Here is a 22,246-nt window from a genome sequence, read left to right on the forward strand (position 1 = left end):
TAACCCCCTTGTTAAATTATTTCTTTACTATAGCGCCGAACTTACAGCTATCTATGCAAGCACCACATTTTAAACATTTATCAATATCTACTTCGTGCTTTTCTTTTACTTTTCCAGATATAGCACTAGCAGGACATATTCTAGAACACTTAGTACATCCTATACACGTATCAGTAATATAGAAGTTTAGAAGTGCTTGGCATTTGCCCGTTGGACATTTTTTATCTATAACATGAGCTCTATATTCATCCATAAAATATTCAAGAGTACTAAGTACTGGGTTAGGGGCACATTTACCTAATCCACATAAGGAAGTCTCTTTTATATTCGAAGCTAGATTTTGTAAATCATCTAGATCCTTTTCTGTACCTTTTCCTTCTGTTATCTTAGTTAACATTTCATGTAAACGCTTGTTTCCTATACGGCAAGGTGTACATTTACCACAAGATTCTTCAACTGTAAATTCTAAGAAGAATTTAGCTATATCAACCATACAATCAGAATCATCAAGAACCAACATACCACCAGAACCCATCATAGAACCTATAGAGCTCAATGATCCAAAATCAATAGGAGTATCTAGGTGTTTAGATGGTATGCATCCACCAGATGGACCTCCAGTTTGAACAGCTTTAAACTCTCTACCCTCAGGTATTCCACCACCTATTTCAAACACTATTTCTCTTAGAGTAGTACCCATAGGAACCTCAACAAGACCTACATTGTTAACCTTCCCACCAAGAGCAAAAACCTTAGTTCCTGATGAATTTTCCGTACCCATTTCTTTATACCATTGACCACCGTTATTTATTATTATAGGTATATTAGCCAAAGTTTCTACGTTGTTCATACAAGTTGGTTTTGCCCATAATCCTTGTTCAGTAGGGAAGACTATGTTCATCTTAGGTTCTCCACGTTTTCCTTCAATAGAATGTATTAGAGCAGTACCTTCTCCACATACGAATGCGCCAGCACCGTATTTAAGTTCTATATCAAAATTAAAATCTGTCCCTAATATATTCTTACCTAATAAACCTAACTCTCTAGCTTGATTTATTGCAACCTCTAACCTGTGTATCGCAAGTGGATATTCAGCACGAATATATATATATCCAGTATCTGCTCCTATTGAATATCCACATATAGCCATAGCCTCTAGTACGCTGTGTGGATCTCCTTCAAGTATAGATCTATCCATAAATGCCCCTGGGTCACCTTCATCGGCATTACATATTACATATTTTTTATCATTTTCAGATGCCTTCGCTGCCTCCCACTTAATGCCTGATGGGAAACCTGCACCACCTCTACCTCTTAGTGCAGATAGTTTTATTTCACTAATAACATCATCTTCACTTAATGAAGACAGACATTTTCCTAAAGCTAGATATCCTTCGCTCGCTATATATTCATTTATGTCTTCTGGGTTTATAAGACCACAGTTTCTCAAAGCTATACGACTTTGTTTTTTATAAAATGACATATCGTGATGTCTATGAACTTTTTGCTTTATAGAAGGTTCTTCAAATAATAATCTATCTACATGATTACCATTAACTAAATGTTCTTTAACTATTTCCTCTGCATCATTTGGGAAAACCTTTACGTAAAATACATCGTCAGGATGAACTTTAACTATAGGTCCTTCAGCACAGAAACCAAAGCATCCAGTTAATGATACAGAAACTTTATCATCAAGACCGGCATTTTTTATATGAATGTTCAGATTTTCTATTAATTTTTCACTTTGAGATGATTGACAACCTGTACCACCACATACTAATATACTTCTTTTTGTTATTTCACCGCTAAAAGATTCATCTCTTAGTTCTAATAGAGGCTTTACATGATTTCTTAAAGATAATAATTCATTTATTGATTGTATTTTAGCCATACTAATATCCCCCTCTAGTTATTTTACGCTTCTGCAGAAGCAGGTTCTAGCTCTGTTGGAACTTGCTTATATTCTTCTAATATACCTGCAACGTTTTCAGGTTTTACGTGTCCATAAACTTTTTCATTTATAACAACAACTGGAGCTAAGCCACATGCACCTACACATCTTAATCCATCTAAACTAAATCCAAGATCTTTAGTTGTCTGCCCTGATTTTATACCCAATTGTTTTTCAAATTCAGCCAGTATTTTATCAGCTCCTTTTACAAAGCATACTGTACCTAAACATACGTTAATTTTATATTTTCCTTTTGGCTCTGTTGCAAAGTATGAGTAGAAGCTAACAACACCATAAACATGAGCTGGAGATATATTCAACTTTTCTGATACATAAAGTTGAACTTCTTTTGGTAAATAACCAAATATTTCCTGAGCCTTATGAAGAACTTGTATTAAAGCTCCTTTTTTATCAGGGATAGAGCTTATAAATTCTTCCAATCTGTTAATTTTTTCACTATTCTTCGTATAAAAGTTGCACATTTCCTTTGACCTCCCCATTTAATAAAAGTCTTAAAATAATGTTATATCCCAAAATATGGAGTTATATGAATTAAGTTCCAAAGGAACAATGGGATAATTATAAAAATTTATCAATCTTTATCTTACAAAATATATTATAATATAATTATCAAATTAATAAAAGAGTTTTTGCTAGTCAAAATAACAAAAATACTTTAAAATATTAATTAATAAATAAAATAAAACTCAAAATGAAAAGCATTTTGGTAAGACCACTTTAAAAAATTATGTCAAACAATTGACAAGTATAAAAAATAGGAGGGTATATTATGAAAGATTGTAATATAATTAACGAAAATAGAATAATTGATTTATTAAATAAAGGTAAGGAGTTAAGTAAATCAAAATTACAAGAAATAATAAGAAAATCTAAAGATTGTATGGGATTAGATTTATCAGAGGCTGCAGCTTTATTACAAATAGAAGATGAAGATTTATTAGAAGAGATGTTTGAGTCTGCAAGAGAGATAAAAGAAAAGATATATGGTAATAGAATAGTAATATTTACACCACTATATACTAGCAACCAATGTACTAATAACTGCTTATATTGTGGTTTTAGGGTTACAAATAAGGAACTTCATAGAAGAACTTTAAATTACGATGAAATAGTAAATGAAGCAAAGTCAATAGAAAAAAGCGGTCATAAAAGAATACTTTTAGTTTTGGGTGAAGATCAAAGATATGCAACAATAGACCATATAACTAATAGTGTAAAATTTATTTATGAAAACGTTGATATAAGAAGAATAAATGTAAATTGTGCTCCTTTATCAGTAGAAGATTTTAAAAAACTGAAAGAAGCTGCTATAGGAACTTACCAAATATTCCAAGAAACATACCACAGAGAAACTTATGCAAAAATGCATGTAAGCGGATCAAAATCTGATTATGATTATAGATTAACTGCTGTAGAAAGAGCTTTTGAGGCTGGAATAGATGATGTAGGTATAGGAGCGTTGTTAGGTTTATATGATTACAAATTTGATGTACTAGGGACTTTGATGCATGCTGAATATCTAGATCAAAAGTACAACATAGGGCCTCATACTATATCTATGCCTAGACTTAAGCCAGCAATAGGGTCAGATTTAGATGAAGTGCCTTATCCTCTTAGTGATACAGATATAAAGAAAGTAGTTGCAATATATAGAATGACAGCTCCGTATACTGGTATAATACTATCTACTAGAGAAAGTGCTGCTTTAAGAGATGAACTAATAGAATTAGGGGTATCACAAATGTCAGCTGGTTCTAAAGTAAATCCAGGAGGATATGAGGAAGAAGATAATCAAGCTACTCAATTCGAAACATCTGATGAAAGAAGTTTAGATGAAATATTACAAGTTATATGTAAACAAGGACATTTACCTAGTTTCTGTACAGCATGTTATAGAAAACAAAGAACGGGTGAGGCATTTATGGAACTTGCGAAACATGGAGATATAAATGAGTTTTGTCAACCTAACTCAATGTTGACTTTTAAAGAAAATCTAGTTAATGTTGCATCAAAAGAAACGAAGGAATTAGGTGAAAAATTAATAGAGCAAGAACTTGATAAAATGAAAGAAGGAAAGTTTAAACAAGAAGTTATTAAAAGACTAAAAGAAATAGAAGAAGGTAAGAAAGACTTATATTTTTAAAATACTATAAAATATAATATTAAAGGTTTTAATAGCGGGAGTAAATATAATGAGGGTTATATTTACTCCCGCTAAATACATTTAAATTATTTTTTTATTATAGCTCCAAACTTACAGCTATCCATACAAGCATTACATTTTAAACATTTATCAATATCTATTTCATGTTTTTCTTTTACTTTTCCAGATATAGCACTAGCAGGACATATTCTAGAACATTTAGTACATCCTATACACTTATCAGTTATATAGAAATTTAGAAGGGCTTGACACTTGCCAGTTGGACACTTTTTATCTATAACATGAGCTCTATACTCATCCATAAAATACTCAAGAGTACTAAGTACTGGGTTAGGAGCACATTTACCTAGTCCACATAAAGAAGTATCTTTTATAATTTGTGCTAAGTTTCGTAAGTCATCTAAATCTTTTTCTGTTCCTTTTCCTTCAGTTATCTTAGTCAATATTTCGTGTAGACGCTTGGTCCCTATACGACAAGGTGTACATTTACCGCAAGATTCTTCAACTGTAAATTCTAAGAAGAATTTAGATATATTAACCATACAATCAGAATCATCAAGAACTAGCATACCACCAGAGCCCATCATAGAACCTATATCACTTAATGACCCAAAATCAATAGGAGTATCTAAGTGTTTAGAAGGGATACATCCACCTGATGGTCCTCCAGTTTGAACAGCTTTAAATCCTCTATCATTAGGTATTCCTCCACCTATTTCATATACTATTTCTCTTAGTGTAGTACCCATAGGAACCTCAACAAGACCTACGTTGTTAACCTTTCCACCAAGTGCAAAAACCTTAGTTCCTGATGAATTTTCTGTACCCATATCTTTATACCATTGACCACCGTTATTTATTATTATAGGTATATTAGCAAAAGTTTCTACGTTATTCATACAAGTTGGTTTATCCCATAATCCTCTTTCAGTAGGGAAGAATATATTCATTTTAGGTTCTCCGCGTTTTCCCTCAATAGAATGTATTAGAGCGGTACCTTCTCCACACACAAATGCTCCAGCACCGTACTTAAGCTCTATATCAAAATTAAATTCTGTTCCCAATATATTTTTTCCTAATAAACCTAATTCTCTAGCTTGGTTTATTGCAACCTCCAACCTGTGTATTGCAAGTGGATATTCAGCGCGAATATATATATATCCAGTATCTGCTCCTATAGAATACCCACATATAGCCATTGCTTCTAACACACTATGAGGGTCACCTTCAAGTATAGATCTATCCATAAATGCCCCTGGGTCACCTTCATCAGCATTACATATTACATATTTTTGATTATTTTCAGATTTCTTTGCGGATTCCCATTTAACACCTGTTGGAAAACCTGCACCGCCTCTTCCTCTTAATGATGATAATTTTATTTCATTAATAACTTCATCTTCACCTAATGAAGATAGACATTTCCCTAAAGCTAGATATCCTTCACTTGCGATATATTCGTGAATGTCTTCTGGATTTATATGACCGCAGTTTCTCAAAGCAATACGGCTTTGTTTTTTATAGAATGACATATCGTGATGTCTATGTACTTTTTGCTTTATGGAAGGTTCTTCAAACACTAATCTATCTACATGATTTCCGTTAAGTATATGTTCTTTAATTATTTCTTCTGTATCACTTGGTGAAACTCTTACGTAAAATACATCGTCAGGATGAACTTTAACTATAGGACCTTCAGCACAGAAACCAAAGCATCCTGTTAATGATACACGAACATCATTTTCAAGACCTACATTTTTTATATGAGTCTTAAAGTTTTCTATTATTTTTTCACTTTGAGATGATTGGCAACCTGTACCACCACATACTAATATGTCCCTTTTTGTTATTTCACCACTAAAAAGTTCTTTTCTTAATTCTAATGTAGGCTTTACTTTATCCATTAAAGAAAGTAATTCATTTATGGAATTTATTTTAGTCATAGTTATATCCCCCTATTTAGTTTTCTCATAAATTAAGCTTCCACAATGTTAGCTTCTAATTCTGCTTGAGCTTTCTTGTATTCTTCTAATATTCCTACAACACCTTCAGGTTTTACATGTCCGTACACTTTATCATTTACAACAACAACTGGAGCTAGGCCACATGCACCTACACATCTTAATCCATCTAAACTAAATTTAAGATCTTTAGTTGTTTGTCCTGACTTTATACCTAATTGCTTTTCAAATTCAGCTAATATTTTATCAGAACCTTTTACAAAACATACTGTACCTAAACATACACTAATTTTATATTCACCTTTTGGCTCTGTGGTGAAGTATGAGTAAAAGCTAACAACTCCATAAACTTTGGCAGGAGATAGGTTTAACTCATTAGCAACATAAAGTTGAACTTCTTTTGGCAAGTAACCGAATATTTCCTGAGCCTTATGAAGAACTTGTATTAAAGCTCCTTTTTTATCAGGAATAGAGTTGATAAATTCTCCTAAAATATTAAATTTTTGATTGTTTTTCTCGTTGCAACTGCACATTCATTTACTCCCCCTTATTTTTTAAAAATAATTTCACAAAAGCCAAAATGCTTTAATTAATATATTATAATAAAGTTAATGAACTATTAGAATAATTTTTAATACTCAGAATAAGTTAAATATTAGTCAATTTATAATGAATTTATAAAAATAAAATATTAATAAGCTGTAGATACTTAGTAAGCATTGTCAGATTATTAACAGGGATATATAATAAAAGGGAGACTTATACTCATAGGAGGAAGCACAATGAAAAACTTTCTAATACTAACAGGCTCGACTAGCCATATGTTAAAAGGGGACAAAATCCTAAAAGACAATAATATAAACACATCTTTGGTGCCAGCACCTGCAGAGTACGGAACTGTATGTGCAATAGCCATAAAAGTAAGTGAAGATAATTTAGAGAAAACAAATAAGCTTTTAATAGATAGCAATATAGTAATATCTGGTATTTATGAAGATAAAACTGAAAAGATAAGTGGATTAGTAGAAAGATTAAAAAATAAAGTTATAAGAGAAGAGTTCTTAAATGCACTTCAAAAAATTGAACTTGGTGAAGACCTTAGTTATGAAGATATAGTAATGTTGTTAAAAACAGATAGAGATGCAGAGGTACAAGCACTGTATAAAGCTGCAGATGAGATGACAAAAAAAATAATAGGAGATGTAGTAGATATAAGGGCAGCAATAGAATTTTCTAACCATTGTATAAAAAATTGTAAGTATTGTGGAGTTAGAAGAGAACTACCAGAACTTGAAAGATATAGAATGGATGAATATGAAATAATGAAGATAGTTCATGAATTAAAAGATATGGGTCACCACACAGTTATACTTCAATCTGGAGAAGACATAGCTTGGACAAAAGAAAAAATGGGAAATCTTATAACTAGAATAAAAAGAGAAACAGGAATGAAAATTACTTTAAGTTTAGGAGAAAGAACAAAGGATGAATATGAATATTTCAAAAAATTAGGAGCGAATAACTATTTGTTAAAAATAGAAACCACTAATAAAGAAATATTCAAACATGTACACCCAGATGATGATTATGACCATAGAGTTGAATGTTCTAAAATTTTAAAAGAATTAGGATATCTAAATGGATCTGGATGTATTATAGGTCTTCCTGGACAAAGAGAAGAGGATATAGCAAATGATATACTGTACTTTAAAGAAATGGGAATAAATATGATAGGAATAGGACCGTTCTTACCAGCAAAGGGTACACCACTTGAGAATTATCCCCCTGGAAGTCCAGAACTTACTTTAAAGGCTGTTGCTGTTACTAGGCTTGTTTGTAAGAGAGTATTTATACCAGCTACAACTGCTCTTGCAAGTGTGGATATTAAATATCAAGGAAAAGCTTTAATGTCTGGAGCAAACACTCTAATGCTTGTAAACACTCCAGCTGAATATAGGGAAAACTATCAAATATATAGTGATAAAAATATGATAGATTTAAAAGCAGCATATGATTCTATAATTGAAGCTAATAAAAAATTCCCTTCGTTTTTAAAAGTTGACTGGGAGGTATTTAAAGATGATAGAAACGCCTAAAGGGAATAGACTTCATATAGGAATATTTGGAAGAAGAAATGCAGGTAAGTCTAGCTTAATAAATGCATTAACTAACCAAGATATAGCGTTAGTATCAGATATAGCAGGTACAACAACTGACCCTGTGTATAAAGCAATGGAAATTTTACCAATAGGGCCAGTTATGATAGTAGATACAGCGGGATTAGACGATGAAGGAGATTTAGGGGAACTTAGAATAAAAAAGACATTGCAAGTATTAAATAAAATAGATATAGCTTTAATAGTAGTAGACTCTAGAGAAGGAATTAGCGAAGCTGATATAGAAATATTAAACATCATAAAAAGTAAAAACATTCCGACAATTGGAGTGCTAAGCAAGATAGATACAGGTAATATTGACAAAAATGTATTTAATCATATTGAAGAAGAACTGGGCATAGAAATTATAAGGGCAAGTTCTAAAACTAGAAAGGGCATAAATGAATTAAAGGAATCTATCATAAAAAACACACCACAAAACTATGAAAAGAAATATATAGTTGGGGATTTAATAAATAAATATGATTATGTAGTTTTAGTAACTCCAATAGATAAGGCAGCTCCAAAAGGAAGACTTATCCTTCCGCAACAACAAACTATAAGAGATATTATAGATAGTGGAGCTATATCTATAGTAACTAGAGATACAGAACTAAAAGAAACTCTAGAAAATCTAGGCAAAAAGCCAGCTTTAGTAATAACAGATTCTCAAGCATTTAAAGTTGTAGATGAAATAGTTCCAGATGAGATACCGTTAACATCTTTTTCAATATTGTTTGCTAGATATAAAGCTGACTTAAAAGAATTAGTACTTGGGATTGATAAAATAAAAAATTTGAAAGAAAAAGATAAAGTACTTATATGTGAGGGGTGTACTCATCATAAGCAAGAAGGGGATATAGGTAAAGATAAAATACCAAAGTGGTTAGAGGAGATAGCAAATAATAAATTGGATTTTGAATGGTCTTCTGGAGTGGCTTATCCATCAATTGATGAGATAGATAAATATAGCCTCATAGTTCACTGTGGAGGCTGCATGTTAAATCCTAAGGAAATGCAATTTAGGGTTGAACAAGCTAAACAAAACAATATTCCTATAGTAAATTATGGGGTTCTTATAGGGCATGTGACAGGGGTATTAGATAGAGCCCTACAACCATTTCCTGATATAAGAGATTCATATAGGAATATAAAATAAACAAAAAATCGGGGGGATGGCTAGTGGTAAGTATTAGAATTAACGATAGAGAATATAGTGTATCTAAAAATGATTCTATCTTAGAGGCCTGTAAAAGTGTAGGAATAGAGATACCTAATTTTTGTCATGATGACAGATTAGTTCCACATGCGTCATGTAGGATATGTGTAGTGGAAATAAAGGGGAGAAAAAATTTAGAGGTAGCATGTGGAACAAAAGTAAGAGATGGAATGGAAATATATACATCAAGTAAAAATGTAAGATTTGCAAGAAAAGAAATATTAGAACTTATACTAGCAGATCATCCACTTGAATGTACACTTTGTGCTAAAACAGGGTCGTGTAAATTGCAGGATTACTCTCAAGAATACTTATATTCTATAGATAAAAATAAATATAGAAATAATAATAAAAATCTTCCAATAGATGATAGTAATCCTTTTTACATATACGATCCTAACAAGTGTATAATGTGCAAAAAGTGTATAAGAGTATGTGATGAACTTCAACAAACATACGCTATAGATTCAGTTAATAGGGGATATGAAACTATAATAAGACCCTTTTTTGAAGAACCATTAAACGAGTCTAGATGCGTGTCATGTGGTAACTGCGTATCAGTATGTCCAGTAGGAGCTTTAGTTCCAAAGAATGAAATGTTTTGGAAAACAGAAAAAGTAAGAACTACTTGTTCATATTGTGGAGTTGGTTGTCAACTAGATTTGAGGGTTAAAGATAATAAAATTGTTGGGTCAGAGCCAGCGGATGGACCATCAAATAATAGTTTACTTTGTGTAAAAGGTAAATTTGGTTATAAATTTATAAACCATGATGATAGACTAAAGAGCCCACTTATAAAGAAAAATGGCGTATTTGAAGAAGTAAGTTGGGATGAAGCATATGAATACATAGTAGAAAATTATAAAAGAATAAATAATGAATTTGGGTCAAGTTCATTTGCAGGATTAACATCTGCTAGATGTACTAATGAAGAAAATTATTTATTCCAAAAAATGATGAGATCAGTAATGAAAACTAATAACGTAGACCACTGTGCACGACTCTGACATTCATCTACAGTTGCAGGACTTGCAACTACACTAGGTAGTGGGGCTATGACTAATAGTATAGAAGAAATAGAAAATATGAACACAATATTTGTTATAGGCTCAAATACAACAGAGAATCATCCTGTAATAGGAGCTAAAATAAAACAGGCAGTAAGTAATGGGTCAAAACTTATAGTAGCAGATCCAAGAAGAATAGAACTTGCTAAATATGCAGATTTATTTTTACAAATAAAACCTGGATCAAATATAGCATTACTTAACTCTATGATGAATGTAATAATAGATGAAAATCTTCAAGATATAAATTATATAAAAGAAAGAACTGAAAACTATGAAGGATTAATAGAAATAATTAAAGATTATACTCCAGAAAAATGTTCAGAAATTTGTGGAGTAGATGCAGATGATATTAGAAAAGCTGCTAGATTATATGCTGAATCTGGTAATGCAAGTATATTCTATGCTATGGGTATAACTCAACACAAAACTGGTACACAAGGAGTTATGAGTGTATCGAACTTAGCTCTGCTTTGCGGTAATATAGGAAAGGAAAGTTCAGGAGTTAATCCATTAAGGGGGCAAAATAATGTCCAAGGAGCATGTGACATGGGTGGACTTCCTAATGTTTTAACTGGATATCAAAATGTAACTGATGAAACTGTTATAGAAAAGTTTGAAAAAGTTTGGAATACTGAACTTTCAAGGGATGCTGGTCTTACCTTGCCAGAAATAATGAATTCAATAGAAGAAGATAACATTAAATTCTTATATATAATGGGAGAAAACCCTATGATATCAGACCCAGATTTAAATCATATCGAGAAAGCTCTAAAACATTTAGATTTCTTGGTTGTTCAGGATATATTCTTAACAGAAACAGCAGAATATGCAAACGTAGTATTACCGGCATCTTCTTTTGCTGAAAAAGACGGTACATTTACAAATACTGAGAGAAGGGTTCAACGAGTTAGAAAGGCAATAGATTCAGTAGGAAATTCAAAGCCAGACTGGGTAATAATTATGGAGCTTATGAACAAACTTGGGTATGAAAAGAATTATTCTCATCCAAATGAGATAATGGAAGAGATAGCTCTACTTACTCCTCAATATGGAGGAATAAGCTACGATAGATTAGAAGAAGGAAGTCTACAATGGCCATGTCCAACATTAGATCATCCAGGGACTAAGTATTTACACAAAGATAATTTTGCAAAGGGAAAAGCTACATTTGTTCCATCTGACTATATAAGAAGTTATGAAGAAACTAGTGAAGAATATCCATATACATTAATAAACGGTAGAATCTTATATCATTATCATTCAAGAAGTATGACAGGAAGAGTAGATGGACTAAATGAAAAAGCTCCTAGCTCATATATAGAAATTAACCCTATTACAGCAAATAAACTAGGAATAATAGATAATGAAAAACTAAAAGTATCTTCAAAAAGAGGGGAAATAATTACTACTGCAAAGATAACTGATATTATAGAAGAAGATATATTCTTTATGCCATTCCACTTTGCTGATGGAGCAGCAAATTATTTAACTAATACTGCTTTAGATAGTATAAGTAAAATACCTGATTTAAAGGTATGTGCAATAAATGTTCAAAAAGTTACTGAAAGTGAAGAATCTACACCACAAGTAGCTTATGAAGGTATATAGCAAACTTAGGAGGAAATTATGTTCAAAGTAGGAATAATAACATCGAGTGACAAAGGATATGTAGGAGAAAGAGAAGATAAAAGTGGAGAGTTAATAAAAGATATAGTAACTCATGAAGGATATGAAGTTGCTAGATATATAGTATTGCCAGATGAGAAAGAAGAATTAGAAAAAGAAATGATATACATGGCAGATGAACTTTGTGTAGATTTAATATTAACTACAGGTGGAACGGGATTTGCAAAAAGGGATGTAACACCTGAAGCTACATTAAATGTAGTTAATAGATTAGCACCAGGTATATCTGAAGCTATGAGATACTATAGTCTAACTATAACTAAAAGAGCTATGTTATCTAGAGGAGTAAGTGGAATAAGAAATAATACACTTATAGTAAATATGCCAGGTAGTCCAAAGGCTGTAAAGGAATCACTAGAATATATAATAGATAGCTTACATCATGGACTAGAAATACTAACTGGTAAAGCTAGTGACTGTGCTAGAAAGTAGATGATGCTATGGAGTTATTTAAATCTGCAGTTATATTAGCTGGTGGAAAAAGCACAAGAATGAAATTCGATAAGCAACTATTGTGTTTAGATGAAAAAAGAATAATATATAGTATTGCAGATAAACTAAAAAATGAATTTGAAGATATAATTATAGTAAGCAATAAGCCAGAATACTATAATGATAGTAAATATAAAGTTGTAAGTGATGAAATAAAATTATGTGGACCACTTGGTGGTATTCATATAGGACTAAAAACAAGTATAAGCAAATATGTTTATTTTATTGCATGTGATATGCCTAATGTAGATTTAATCTACATTAGGCATATAAAAAATAAGATAAAAAACTTGGAAATAGATGCTTGTTTGAGCAATATAAATGGAAGAATAGAGCCTTTTCATGGATTTTATAATAAAAGTATGTTTAATGATATAAAAACTCATCTATATAAAAATAATAGAAAATCTATATTGGGATTTTTGGAGTTAAATAACAAGAAATTAATTTATATAAATGATGATGAATTTAAGAAAAATAATTTTAATGAATTTATATTTATAAATTTAAACACTCCAAAGGATTTAGATAACTATATAAAGGAAATGAAAATAGTATGAATATAACTAAAAAATATAATATAAATAAATACATTGAAGATGAGTTAAATGAAAAAGAAGACTTAGTAATAGTTGAATATCCATTTACTATATTTTTAAATGGAAGTGAATTTATAACACTTTTATGTTCACCACAATCCTTAGAACATCTTGCTGTAGGTTTTTTGCATTCAGAAGGTATATTGAAATCAATAGATGATATAGAAAGTATAAAAATAGATAAAGATAATGGGTATGGATATATTACAACAAAAAATAAAAACTTATTATCTCAAAAGTTATATGGAAAAAGAACTATTACAACTGGATGTGGCAAGGGAAGTATATTTTATAGTACTGTAGATGGAATAAAGTGTAATAAAATAGAAAATAAAATGGATGTAAATAATAATAATATATTAGCCCTAATGAAATCTTTTAATAAAAAATCAAAGCTATTTTTAGATACAGGTGGAGTACATAGTGTTGGACTTTGTAATAATGATGGTATATTATTGTTTGAAGAAGATATAGGGAGGCATAATGCATTGGATAAGATTATAGGAAAATGCCTATATGACAATATATCTATAAAAGACAAAATAATTATTACAAGTGGAAGAATAACGTCAGAAGTAATTTTAAAATGCGCTAAAATAGGAATTCCATATATAGTATCTAGGTCAGCACCTACTAACTTGGCAATAGATATAGCAAAAGACCTTAATATAGGCTTAATAGGCTTTGTTAGGGGAAATAAAATGAACATTTACTTATAAAGTCCTACAATTATGTAGGACTTTTGTAATTTTTGTAGAATATTAAATAAAAAGTATAAATATCAAGGGGTGTTTTAATGAAAAAGCTAAACTTATTATCGCTTTTATGTATTTTAGCACTTTCTTTAGTTGGATGCACTAGTACTAAAACTACAGAAGAGGTGGGGGAAACTAAAGAAACAAAGCCGAAAAGTATTATATTATCTACTACTACAAGTACTCAAGATAGTGGTCTTTTAGATTATTTACTTCCTAAGTTTACAGAAGAAACTGGTATAGAAGTTAAAACAGTAGCAGTAGGAACAGGAAAAGCTATAGAAATGGGTAAAAATGGGGAAGCAGATGTGCTTTTAGTACACGACACTAAATCTGAAGAAGAGTTTGTAAAAGAAGGATTTGCTAAAGAAAGACAAGACGTTATGTATAATGACTTTGTTTTAGTAGGACCAAAAGACGATAAATTAAAATTAAAAGAAATATCAGGGGATGAAAAAATAAAGCAAGGATTAAGCTCTATACTTGAAAATAAGGCTACTTTTATATCTAGAGGAGATGACTCAGGTACTCATAAGAAAGAATTAAGATTATGGGAAGGTGCAAGCTTAAAGCCAGAAGGTGATTGGTATGTATCAACAGGTTCTGGAATGGGTGAAGTACTTAAAATGGCAAGTGAAAAACAAGGATGCACGTTATCTGATAGAGCAACATACTTAGCTATGAAAGATAGTTTAGACTTAGACATAGTTATTGAAAAAGATAATAATCTAAATAATCAATATGGAGTTATGGTTGTTAACCCAGAAAAATTTGATAATTTAAATTCTGAAGGGGCTAAAAAGTTTGAAGAGTGGATATTAAGTGAAGAAACTCAAAAGCTTATTGGTGAATTTGGTAAGGATAAATACGGAGAATCTTTATTTATACCAAATGCAAAATAATAGGAGGAAGTAATGAACTATATAATAGAAGGTATTAAAGAAAGCATAAATATGTTACTAACTTTTGATAAAGAATTATACTCAATAATATTTTTATCTTTAAAAGTATCATGCTTAGCTACCTTTATATCTTCTATTTTTTTTATTCCAATAGGAATATATTTAGGTATAAAGGAATTTAGATTCAAAAAAGCATTTTCAAGATTTTTATATACTTCTATGAGTATACCATCTGTAATAGTAGGACTAATAATAGCTATAACTTTCACTAGAAATGGCCCTTTAGGATTTTTGGATATTATGTATACGTCTGAAGCTATGATAATAGCGCAATTTATATTAGTTTCTCCACTAATACTAGGTCTCACATATAACTTAGGTAAATCAAGGGGAAAAGAAATAGAAAAACTAGGTATAACACTTGGTGCAAATAAATTACAAATTATAGTGCTTATTATAAAAGAATTAAAAAACGATATATTTATAAATATTATAACTGCATTTTCAAGGGCAATATCTGAAGTTGGAGCTGTTATGGTAGTCGGAGGAAATATAAAAGGGCATACAAGAGTTATGACAACATCAATTGCTATGTTTAATTCAATGGGTGATTATTCAATGGCTATAGCTTTAGGTATAGTATTACTTTTTATATCTTTTATAGTAAATATTATTACTTATACAAATTATGTGGAGGATTAAAGTGGATATCAAGATAAAAAACCTTAAAAAGTATTATAAGGACAAGCTTATTTTAGATATACCTAATTTAAATATAGATTGTAATAAAATAACGGGTATAGTTGGAGAAAATGGAGCAGGAAAGACTACTTTACTAAATATAATAGCTGGACTTGATAAAGAATATGAAGGTCAGATTCTCTATGATGGTCAAACTTTAAATAAATATATACAAAGAGAAATTACGTTAATATTTCAAAAACCTAGGCTTTTAAACAGATCAGTATATAAGACTATATCTTATCCACTAGAAATAAGAAAAATAAAAAAAAACGAGAAAGAAGAAAATATTAATTATATTTTGAAAAAATTAGACATACATAATTTAAAGGACATGAATGCAAGTAAACTATCAGGAGGAGAACAACAGAAGGTATCTATTGCTAGGGCAATAGTGTTCAAACCAAAGATACTTATGCTGGATGAGCCAACTTCTAACATTGATTCTAACAGCATAAATATTATAGAAAGAGAAATATTAGATTATTGCAAAAGAGAAAAAGCTACAGTTATTATTATAACCCATAATAAAGAACAAGCTGAAAGCTTATGTGATAATATAATAACTCTTAATAAAATTTAATATATAATATAGGGGGAAATTTTATGTTTGGGTATATGGGGAAGGTTTTAAGAATTAATTTAAGTACTAAAGAGACAAGATTTGAAGATTTAAATGAAAAAAGTGCCTATGATTACATAGGGTGTAGAGGATTAGGGGTAAAGACATATATTGATGAGGTAGATCCTAATGTAGAGCCTTTAAGTGAAGAAAATAAGGTAATAATTGCTACAGGCCCATTAACAGGGACTGTTGCTCCAACTGGTGGAAGATATATGGTAGTAACTAAATCGCCACTTACAAATGCAATAGGAATAGCAAACTCAGGAGGATTTTGGGGAACTCAACTAAAAAGATCTGGAATAGATATGATGATAGTTGAAGGAAAATCAGAAAGTCCAGTTTATATACTTATTGAAGATGAAAAAGTGGAAATAAAAGATGCATCTCATATATGGGGAAATGTTGTATCTGAAGCTACTGAAACTTTAAAGTCTGAAACATCTGACAAACACAAAGTATTATGTATAGGACCAGCAGGGGAAAATTTATCTCCTATGGCTGCTGTAATGAACGATGTTGAAAGAGCGGCAGGAAGAGGTGGCCTTGGAGCTGTTTTAGGATCTAAAAATCTAAAGGCAATAGTTGCTCGTGGAACTAAAGCTATTGAAATAGCTGATAAAGAAAAATTCAAAGAAATAGTAAAGGAAAAATCAAATAAACTTAGAAATGACCCTGTTGGAGGAAGTGGACTTCCTACTTATGGAACAGCAGTACTCGTTAATATAATAAACGAAAATGGAATGCACCCAGTAAAGAACTTCCAAGGTTCATATACAGATCCTGATGTTATAGAACCAGTAAGCGGTGAATCTCTTACAAAAGATCATTTAACTAGAAATACTCATTGTGCAGCATGCCCTATAGGTTGTGGAAGAGAAGTTAAGTTAAGAGATGGAAAAGTAGTAGGTGGCCCAGAGTATGAAACTATATGGTCATTTGGTGCTGATTGTAATATGTTTGATATGAATTATGTGAATGAAGCTAATATGCTTTGTAATGAATATGGACTTGATACAATATCAGCAGGAGCTACAATAGCTGCAGCAATGGAGTTATACGAAAAAGGATATATATCTAATGATGATATAAAAAGTGACGATGCTACATTGAACTGGGGAGATGGAGAGTCTATAGTAAAATGGGTAGAAAAGATGGGAAGAAGAGAAGGCTTTGGAGCTAAACTAGCAGAAGGGTCTCATAGATTATGTGAAAAGTATTCTTACCCAGAAGCATCGATGACAGTAAAAAAACAAGAAATAGCTGCTTATGACCCAAGGGGAGCTAAAGGAATAGGACTAAATTATGCTACTAATAACCGTGGAGGATGTCATATAAAAGGATATATGATAAATCCTGAAATATTAGGATATCCAGAAAAATTAGATAGATTTTCAAGTGATGTAGAAAAGGTTAAAGCTACTATAGGTATACAAAACTTTACAGCAGTAGTGGACGCTCTTGGAATGTGTATATTTACAACATTTGGATTAAAAGATGTTCAAGATTATGTAGATTTATATAATGCATGTTGTGGAATTGACCATACAGAAGAGAGCATAATGGAAGCCGGAGATAGAATTTGGAATCTAGAAAAATTATATAATTTAAATTCTGGATTCACTAAATCTGATGATAGCCTTCCAAAGAGATTATTAGAAGAACCAGTATCTGAAGGTCCATCAAAAGGAGAAGTACATCCATTATCAGAAATGCTTGATATATATTATAAAGAAAGAGGATGGAATGAAGATGGAGTTATTACATCAGAAAAATTAAAAAAGTTAGGGTTAGAAGAATATAGATTAGAAGAAGTAGCTTCTCAAAGCTAAAAAAGAGGTATACTAATGAATAAAAAAATAGAGGTAAGGTTGTTCGCTACACTAAGAGAAGGTAGAAGCCGTAGATCTTATATTGACGCTGAAGATATTAGAGAAATTTTAGATATACTAAATATTAAAGGGGAAGAAATAGCTATGTTGCTATTAAATGGAAGAGATGCAACATTAGATACTATAATAAACGATGGGGATATTTTATCTATTTTTCCACCTGTAGGAGGCGGTTAAATGGACTTTGAAAGATACTCTAAAAATATGAAAACTTTTTCTACTGAAGAATTAAAAAGTTTATTCGAAAAGAAAGTTTGTGTTTTAGGATGTGGAGGATTAGGTGGATACGTAATCCAAATATTATCTAGATTTGGTATAGGATATTTAACTATTGTAGATGGAGATAGCTTTGCTATCTCTAATCTAAATAGGCAGGTATTTTCTGATGTTAATTCAATAGGAATTAATAAAGTAACAAAAACAAAAAAAGATTTAGAAATAATAAATCCGGATACAAAGGTAAATCCAATACATGCTATGTTGAACATGGATAATGCACATGAAATACTGTCAGGTCATGATGTTGTGATAGATTGCTTAGATAATATAGAAACACGTATGTTAGTTCAAGAAGTATGTGAAGGTTTAAATATTCCTTTTGTTCATGGAGCAATAGCAAGTTTTTATGGACAAGTTACTACTGTTTTTCCAGGTGATAAAACATTAAACAAGATATATAAACACGGAAATGTTGGTGTAGAAAAAGAACTAGGAAACCCATCATTTATACCACCATGTATAGCTTCCATGCAAGCTTGTGAAGTTATAAAACTTTTAAATAATAAGGGTGATTTACTGAGAAATAAGGTTTTGTATATAGACCTCTTAAATAATGAATTTGAGACAATAAGTTTCTAAAGGAGGATAGTAAATGAATTTTTTTAATGTATTATCCGTAGATGAAGTAAAAGAATTAATAAAAAAGAATTTTACCAACATGAAAATAGAATCTGAAAAGGTTAATATAATAGATTCTCTGGGGAAAGTATTGAGTTCAGATATAATATCAGAATTTAATGTACCTGATTTTAATAGATCAACTGTAGATGGATATGCAATAAAAAATAGCGATAGCCATGGTTGTAGCGAATCTATGCCTTCATTTTTGAACTTATTAGGAGAAGTTGAGATGGGGTGTATAGCTAAAGAAAGTATATCATATGGAAATGCTATTTATGTTCCTACAGGAGGCATGATACCTGAAGGGGCTGATGCTGTTATAATGATAGAATATGTAGAAAAGCTAGACGAAGATACAATAGCTATACATAAGCCTGTATCCATAGGGGAAAACATTGTTTACAAAGGTGATGATATAAAAAATGGACAGGTAGTATTAACTAAAGGTAAAGAAGTAACCTACCAAGATATTGGAGTACTTGCAGCGCTAGGTATTAAAGAAGTAGATGTTTATAAAGATATAAGATTTTATATTATATCTACGGGAGATGAAATTGTAGATATAGATGAAGAATTAAAATTTGGGAAAATAAGAGATATAAATGGATATGCACTTCATGGTCTTATAAGTAAACTTGGTGGCAAAGTTATAAATAAAACAATAGTAAAGGATAATTATGACTATTTAAGAGAAGAAGTTAAAAATGGAATAGAAAGTAGTGACATAGTATTAATTTCAGGTGGGAGCTCAGTAGGGGCTAGAGACTTTACTCATGATGTTATAAATTCATTTGATGGACAAGGAATATTAGTACATGGAGTAGCATTAAAACCAGGTAAACCAACTATATTAGGAGAGTGTTGTAATAAACCAGTTTTTGGACTTCCAGGACATCCTGTTTCGGCTTTAATAGTTTTCAAAATATTTGTAGAATACCTTGTAAATGAATTATTGAATATAAAGGATAATAATTATAGCATAAATGCTGTTATGGATAGTAATCTTCACTCATCTCCTGGAAAACAAACATATCAAATGGTAAATATAGAAGAAAGAGATGAAAAATACTATGCTATACCTAACTTTGGGAAGTCATCTATGATAACGTTATTATCTAAATCATGTGGATATGTAATTTTGGATGGAGATAATGAAGGACTATATAAAGGACAAGAAGTAAGAGTACATCTGTTTTAGGGGGAGAATAAATGAAAAAAGAAGATAGAAATATATATATATCAAACATAGATATAGATGAAGCAAAAAAACTTTATTTCTCTAAATTTAAATCAACTAACATTGAATATGAAGAAATAAGCGTATATGACTCTTTAGATAGAGTTACATATAGCGCTGTATATGCAAATATATCATCCCCACACTATAACAGTGCAGCAATGGACGGAATAGCAGTTTTAGCTCAAAATACATATGGAGCTAGCGAAATTAATCCAAAAATTCTTATTAAGGGTAAAGACTTTGTGTATGTAAACACAGGGAATGTTATAAACGATACATACAATGCGGTTATAATGATAGAGGATGTTATAGAAATTGATGATAACAGTATTAAGATATTATCTCCTGCATATCCATGGCAACATATAAGGCCTATAGGAGAGGATATAGTAGTTGGCGAGATGATAATACCATCTAGGCACAAGGTTCGCCCTATGGATATAGGGGCACTAATTGCTGGTGGAACAAACAAAGTAATGGTATATAAAAAACCTAGTGTAGCTATTATACCTACAGGATCTGAAATAGTAGAGAGTGTAAAAGAATTAAAAGAAGGAAAAATAATAGACTCAAATTCAAGGGTTTTTGAAAATTTAGTTATGAAATATGGAGGTATACCTAATAGATATTCTCCACAAAAAGATGATTATAACAATTTAAAAAAACTTATTGAAGAAGCTTCAATAAATAATGATATAGTAATAACAAATGCAGGAACATCAGCTGGGAGCGAAGATTATGTAGTTAAAATAATAAGAGAAATAGGAGAAGTAGTAGTTCATGGAGTAGCATTAAAGCCAGGTAAACCAACTATATTAGGGGTAATTAATGAAAAACCAATTATAGGTATACCAGGATACCCTGTATCATCTTATATAGCATTTGAAGAGTTTGCAAAGCCCTTAATTTATAAGTATATTGGATTAGAAAAAGAAAATGAAGAAACTTACGATGCTATATTATCAAAAAGATTAGTATCATCACTTAAAAATAAAGAAATAGTAAGGGTAAATTTAGGTTATGTAAATAATAAGCTAATAGCAACTCCTTTAACTAGGGGTGCAGGGGTTACGATGAGTTTAGTTAAGGCAGATGGATTTTTAGAAATACCCAGAAAAAGTGAAGGTATAGATGCAGGAAGTAAAGTAGATGTTAGGATTATAAAATCTCTTAAAGAAATAAAAAGCTCATTAGTGTCAATAGGGAGTCATGATATAATAATGGACTTAATAGGCGATATGATTAATTTGTCATCAGGACATGTTGGGAGCATGGGTGGAATAATGGCAATGAAGAGAAAAGAAGCTCATATAGCTCCAATACATTTATTAGACGAAAATACTGGAGAATACAATATAAGTTATATAAAAAAATATTTTAATAATGAAAATATGGCATTAATAAAAGGTGTAAAGCGCCTTCAAGGATTTATGGTTCAAAATGGTAATCCTAAAAATATAAATAATTTTAATGATTTATCTAGAGAAGATTTATCATATGTAAATAGACAAAGAGGAGCCGGAACTAGAATTCTCCTGGATTATAATTTAAAAAAATTAAATATAGATACAAATACTGTAAATGGATATGAAAGAGAAATGAATACTCATATGGCTGTAGCTGTTAGTGTTAAAAGTGGTTCTGCAGATACAGGATTAGGAGTTTTATCAGCAGCAAAGGCTATGAATTTAGATTTTATACCAATAGGATATGAAAGTTACGATTTTTTAGTATACAAAGATAATTTAGAAGATGTTAAAATAAAAAAGTTTATATCTATATTAAAAAGTGATGAATTTAAAGAAAAAATCAATAAGCTTGGTGGATATGAACTAGACAACACAGGTGATATTATTCATATAGGAGGATAAA

At 30.8% G+C, this 22,246-nt stretch carries 19 protein-coding genes; 15 read left to right on the forward strand and 4 right to left on the reverse strand.

Annotated elements, in window-relative coordinates:
• Positions 1–16 precede the first annotated feature (16 nt).
• Positions 17–1,894: an NADH-ubiquinone oxidoreductase-F iron-sulfur binding region domain-containing protein gene (locus tag BS62_RS03245; protein ID WP_496489813.1), complete on the reverse strand. Its 1,878-nt coding sequence runs from the start codon at positions 1,892–1,894 to the stop codon at positions 17–19.
• A gap of 23 nt (positions 1,895–1,917) precedes the next feature.
• Positions 1,918–2,436, reverse strand: coding sequence for an NADH-quinone oxidoreductase subunit NuoE family protein (locus BS62_RS03250; RefSeq protein WP_496489814.1), 519 nt, complete (start codon positions 2,434–2,436; stop codon positions 1,918–1,920).
• Positions 2,437–2,744: 308 nt separating this feature from the next.
• Between BS62_RS03250 and hydG the strand changes: the two genes are divergently transcribed.
• The gene (gene hydG, locus BS62_RS03255; RefSeq protein WP_496489815.1) at positions 2,745–4,118 is read left to right on the forward strand and encodes a [FeFe] hydrogenase H-cluster radical SAM maturase HydG; all 1,374 of its coding nucleotides are present in this window, start codon (positions 2,745–2,747) and stop codon (positions 4,116–4,118) included.
• An 86-nt stretch (positions 4,119–4,204) separates the two neighbouring features.
• On the opposite strand, the gene BS62_RS03260 is transcribed toward hydG, so the two are convergent.
• Complete coding sequence (locus BS62_RS03260; RefSeq protein ID WP_496489816.1) at positions 4,205–6,082, reverse strand: NADH-ubiquinone oxidoreductase-F iron-sulfur binding region domain-containing protein; 1,878 nt, start codon at positions 6,080–6,082, stop codon at positions 4,205–4,207.
• A 32-nt stretch (positions 6,083–6,114) separates the two neighbouring features.
• Positions 6,115–6,633 (reverse strand): NADH-quinone oxidoreductase subunit NuoE family protein, encoded by a 519-nt coding sequence (locus tag BS62_RS03265; RefSeq protein ID WP_496489817.1) that lies wholly within the window; start codon positions 6,631–6,633, stop codon positions 6,115–6,117.
• A 249-nt stretch (positions 6,634–6,882) separates the two neighbouring features.
• Here BS62_RS03265 and hydE point away from each other — a divergent pair, with 249 nt between their 5' ends.
• The 14 genes from hydE to BS62_RS03335 all read left to right on the forward strand — a co-directional run bounded on the left by hydE (position 6,883) and on the right by BS62_RS03335 (position 22,245).
• Positions 6,883–8,196 carry a [FeFe] hydrogenase H-cluster radical SAM maturase HydE gene (hydE, locus tag BS62_RS03270; protein WP_496489818.1) on the forward strand — a complete coding sequence of 438 codons (1,314 nt, stop codon included), beginning with the start codon at positions 6,883–6,885 and terminating at the stop codon, positions 8,194–8,196.
• A complete protein-coding gene (hydF, locus tag BS62_RS03275) occupies positions 8,180–9,415 on the forward strand; it encodes a [FeFe] hydrogenase H-cluster maturation GTPase HydF (protein WP_496489819.1) in 1,236 nt (411 codons plus the stop codon). The genes hydE and hydF overlap by 17 nt, the downstream gene beginning before the upstream one ends.
• A 23-nt stretch (positions 9,416–9,438) precedes the next feature.
• Positions 9,439–12,153 carry a formate dehydrogenase subunit alpha gene (gene fdhF, locus BS62_RS03280; RefSeq protein WP_496489985.1) on the forward strand — a complete coding sequence of 905 codons (2,715 nt, stop codon included), beginning with the start codon at positions 9,439–9,441 and terminating at the stop codon, positions 12,151–12,153.
• An 18-nt stretch (positions 12,154–12,171) separates the two neighbouring features.
• Positions 12,172–12,663, forward strand: coding sequence for a MogA/MoaB family molybdenum cofactor biosynthesis protein (locus tag BS62_RS03285; RefSeq protein WP_496489820.1), 492 nt, complete (start codon positions 12,172–12,174; stop codon positions 12,661–12,663).
• Between the two features lie 8 nt (positions 12,664–12,671).
• Positions 12,672–13,283: a molybdenum cofactor guanylyltransferase gene (gene mobA / locus BS62_RS03290; RefSeq protein WP_496489821.1), complete on the forward strand. Its 612-nt coding sequence runs from the start codon at positions 12,672–12,674 to the stop codon at positions 13,281–13,283.
• Positions 13,280–14,041 carry a formate dehydrogenase accessory sulfurtransferase FdhD gene (gene fdhD, locus BS62_RS03295; protein WP_496489822.1) on the forward strand — a complete coding sequence of 254 codons (762 nt, stop codon included), beginning with the start codon at positions 13,280–13,282 and terminating at the stop codon, positions 14,039–14,041. Before mobA ends, fdhD begins: the two co-directional genes overlap by 4 nt.
• 77 nt (positions 14,042–14,118) lie before the next feature.
• On the forward strand, positions 14,119–14,979 hold the full coding sequence (locus BS62_RS03300) for an ABC transporter substrate-binding protein (RefSeq protein WP_496489823.1): 861 nt from the start codon (positions 14,119–14,121) through the stop codon (positions 14,977–14,979).
• 12 nt (positions 14,980–14,991) lie between these two features.
• A complete protein-coding gene (locus BS62_RS03305) occupies positions 14,992–15,681 on the forward strand; it encodes an ABC transporter permease (protein WP_496489824.1) in 690 nt (229 codons plus the stop codon).
• Position 15,682: 1 nt separating this feature from the next.
• Positions 15,683–16,303 carry an ATP-binding cassette domain-containing protein gene (locus tag BS62_RS03310; protein WP_496489825.1) on the forward strand — a complete coding sequence of 207 codons (621 nt, stop codon included), beginning with the start codon at positions 15,683–15,685 and terminating at the stop codon, positions 16,301–16,303.
• 23 nt (positions 16,304–16,326) lie between these two features.
• On the forward strand, positions 16,327–18,174 hold the full coding sequence (locus tag BS62_RS03315; RefSeq protein ID WP_496489826.1) for an aldehyde ferredoxin oxidoreductase family protein: 1,848 nt from the start codon (positions 16,327–16,329) through the stop codon (positions 18,172–18,174).
• 15 nt (positions 18,175–18,189) lie between these two features.
• A complete protein-coding gene (locus BS62_RS03320) occupies positions 18,190–18,411 on the forward strand; it encodes a MoaD/ThiS family protein (protein ID WP_496489827.1) in 222 nt (73 codons plus the stop codon).
• Positions 18,412–19,092 carry a HesA/MoeB/ThiF family protein gene (locus BS62_RS03325; protein ID WP_496489828.1) on the forward strand — a complete coding sequence of 227 codons (681 nt, stop codon included), beginning with the start codon at positions 18,412–18,414 and terminating at the stop codon, positions 19,090–19,092. It begins immediately after the preceding gene.
• Positions 19,093–19,105: 13 nt separating this feature from the next.
• On the forward strand, positions 19,106–20,332 hold the full coding sequence (locus BS62_RS03330; protein WP_496489829.1) for a molybdopterin molybdotransferase MoeA: 1,227 nt from the start codon (positions 19,106–19,108) through the stop codon (positions 20,330–20,332).
• Positions 20,333–20,343: 11 nt separating this feature from the next.
• The gene (locus BS62_RS03335; protein ID WP_496489830.1) at positions 20,344–22,245 is read left to right on the forward strand and encodes a molybdopterin biosynthesis protein; all 1,902 of its coding nucleotides are present in this window, start codon (positions 20,344–20,346) and stop codon (positions 22,243–22,245) included.
• Position 22,246: the final 1 nt, after the last annotated feature.

The sequence above is a fragment of the Sporacetigenium mesophilum DSM 16796 genome, from assembly GCF_059569055.1.

Bases quoted from the DNA above. Each gene is read 5' to 3' on its own strand.
- BS62_RS03245 (WP_496489813.1), bottom strand. From the start codon at position 1,894: ATGGCTAAAATACAATCAATAAATGAATTATTATCTTTAAGAAATCAT.
- BS62_RS03250 (WP_496489814.1), bottom strand. From the start codon at position 2,436: ATGTGCAACTTTTATACGAAGAATAGTGAAAAAATTAACAGATTGGAA.
- hydG (WP_496489815.1), top strand. From the start codon at position 2,745: ATGAAAGATTGTAATATAATTAACGAAAATAGAATAATTGATTTATTA.
- BS62_RS03260 (WP_496489816.1), bottom strand. From the start codon at position 6,082: ATGACTAAAATAAATTCCATAAATGAATTACTTTCTTTAATGGATAAA.
- BS62_RS03265 (WP_496489817.1), bottom strand. From the start codon at position 6,633: ATGTGCAGTTGCAACGAGAAAAACAATCAAAAATTTAATATTTTAGGA.
- hydE (WP_496489818.1), top strand. From the start codon at position 6,883: ATGAAAAACTTTCTAATACTAACAGGCTCGACTAGCCATATGTTAAAA.
- hydF (WP_496489819.1), top strand. From the start codon at position 8,180: ATGATAGAAACGCCTAAAGGGAATAGACTTCATATAGGAATATTTGGA.
- BS62_RS03285 (WP_496489820.1), top strand. From the start codon at position 12,172: ATGTTCAAAGTAGGAATAATAACATCGAGTGACAAAGGATATGTAGGA.
- mobA (WP_496489821.1), top strand. From the start codon at position 12,672: ATGGAGTTATTTAAATCTGCAGTTATATTAGCTGGTGGAAAAAGCACA.
- fdhD (WP_496489822.1), top strand. From the start codon at position 13,280: ATGAATATAACTAAAAAATATAATATAAATAAATACATTGAAGATGAG.
- BS62_RS03300 (WP_496489823.1), top strand. From the start codon at position 14,119: ATGAAAAAGCTAAACTTATTATCGCTTTTATGTATTTTAGCACTTTCT.
- BS62_RS03305 (WP_496489824.1), top strand. From the start codon at position 14,992: ATGAACTATATAATAGAAGGTATTAAAGAAAGCATAAATATGTTACTA.
- BS62_RS03315 (WP_496489826.1), top strand. From the start codon at position 16,327: ATGTTTGGGTATATGGGGAAGGTTTTAAGAATTAATTTAAGTACTAAA.
- BS62_RS03320 (WP_496489827.1), top strand. From the start codon at position 18,190: ATGAATAAAAAAATAGAGGTAAGGTTGTTCGCTACACTAAGAGAAGGT.
- BS62_RS03325 (WP_496489828.1), top strand. From the start codon at position 18,412: ATGGACTTTGAAAGATACTCTAAAAATATGAAAACTTTTTCTACTGAA.
- BS62_RS03330 (WP_496489829.1), top strand. From the start codon at position 19,106: ATGAATTTTTTTAATGTATTATCCGTAGATGAAGTAAAAGAATTAATA.
- BS62_RS03335 (WP_496489830.1), top strand. From the start codon at position 20,344: ATGAAAAAAGAAGATAGAAATATATATATATCAAACATAGATATAGAT.